This window comes from Nocardia sp. NPDC052112 (genome assembly GCF_040680135.1).
GTDB lineage: Bacteria > Actinomycetota > Actinomycetes > Mycobacteriales > Mycobacteriaceae > Nocardia.
Window position 1 is genome coordinate 1 of record NZ_JBFAWD010000076.1, and the last position, 2,136, is coordinate 2,136.

Here is a 2,136-nt window from a genome sequence, read left to right on the forward strand (position 1 = left end):
CGCGCAAGCCAACCCGCCTCATCAACCGCCGGTCAACCCGCAGGGCGCGCAAGCCAACACGCCACAGCAGCCGCACGCCGCCACACCGATACCGGGTGCGGCTGCGCACAACCTTGCAGCCCAAGCGATCCCACCGGCAGCGTTGGCCGGCGCGGCGGCGCTGGGCGGACACGAGCCATCGAATCACGATGCCACCGCAGCAGTCTCGACACCGCTGCCCGCGATGTCGGGTGGGCAGCCCACCGACAACGACCAAACCCCGAGCGAACCCAAGGAATACCCCGACCAGGACGACATCGGGACCATCGTCAAACCCCCGATGCCCAGCTACGTCCCCGCACAACCACAAATAGACGAACACCCGAACAACGCACCCGACGAATACACCCAACCAGCAGGCACCACCTACAAGATCCCCGGCCAACCCGACCCACCGGCCGGCCCACCCCCCAACGCCATCCCGATCGTCCCGCACCCCACCACCGCGGCTCTACCCGATACCGGATCCGCCATACCGCTGACCGACCGACCACAGGTCCCGATACCGGACACCGCCGTCCCCGGCGCACCCACCGAAGACGACCGCGACGGGCACAAGCCGCGCGTCCACGACTCCGAACCACCCCTGCCCCGCCACAACAACACCCCCGCACCACACCTACCCGCCACACCCGCCGACCGCCCCACCGAACTCAACCCACCCTCCCACTACGCCACCACACCCAACCCCGAAACACCAGGGGCACCAACCGACCCCAGCGGGACTCCACAACTCAACCGCCACAGCACCGATTACATCGGTCCCCTCACCGTCCAACCCACCCGCGGTGGGGCCCCGTCGACCACACCAGCCGGCCCCCTACCCCAACCGGTGGTCCCGGCACGCCCGGTCCCCATGATGGCCTCGGCCTCGGTCGACAAGCGCAAAAAACGCAAACCCGAGCAAAAGACACCACCACCCCAACCACCGCAGCCGACACCGAAACCACCCGCACCGATACCGGTCCCAACCCCGCAGCCGACGTCGCAGCCGAGTCGGCCATCCGCACCCCCGGCCCGCGCAAAGGTCAGCACACGATCGGCACGGACAACCGGACGCGACCTGGCCATCACCTTCGCCAGCGCCTCCGGGGCCGCTGCGATAACCGTGCCCGCACTCGCCCACACCCGACAACGCGGCCACAACCTCGCCGAAACGGTGCTCGCGGGCGGCGGCCTCGCCACCGCCACCCGCCCCACCTCAACCACGAGCACACCGGTCCGCCCCTTCGCGGCGACCACCACCGAACTCGACCACAGCTGGCTCGCCGGACTCCTGCTTCCAACAGAACCCGAATCAGCCGACCAACACGCCGCCCGCGACGGACACGCGCCACGCCCGCACGCAGACACCATCGCCGAGATCGAACAGATCGGCCGGGCCATCTTCGATGAACTCGGCCTACCCGACGACCACAGCCGCACCCAACCACCCGCAAGCGACACGCAACCACCGACCACCCCCGCAAACGCGCCCGACCCCAGCAACGGTTGGAGCGCCTGGGACCAAGCCCTGCAACAACTCACCCTCGACACCTACCCACCCGCACCGACGGATCCGATCACCACACCGACAAACCCGTCATCGACCGGCCACCCGAGCACCGCCGAGCTCGACAGCAGCCGAACCGAGATTCCACAGCCAAGCCTGACCGGAACCATCCTCGACACCGAAGACCAACCCGATACCGCACCAGCATCGATACTCCCGAAGAACACCCCCACAACCGCTGATACCACCCACACCGCCACCACCGCCGATCTCGGGGCCACCGGCAACGAGCCCGAACCTCGGGCGCAACCACTCATCCCACACACGACCGGAGCCGACCACAAGCCCAGCACGGCACCAACCGCCCCCCACCAAGCCGGCACCGTCGACCCCGACTTCTTCGACAACGGGCCCGACGAATCCGGCCCAGCAACAACACCAACCACCCAACCATCGGCCACACAAGCCAACCCACCCCGCCCAGCGATCACACCACACAACGCGCAAACCGAATCACCGCAGCAGCGGCACACAGCCACACCACCCCTCGACGTGGATACCAACGATCCCGCAGCACAACCGATCCCACCAACAGCCCCTACCGG

The 2,136-nt window shown here is 68.1% G+C and carries 1 pseudogene; it reads left to right on the forward strand.

Going from position 1 to position 2,136, the window contains the following annotated elements:
• Positions 1-2,136 (forward strand): annotated as a pseudogene (locus AB0L58_RS42970) (hypothetical protein); the annotation flags it as partial.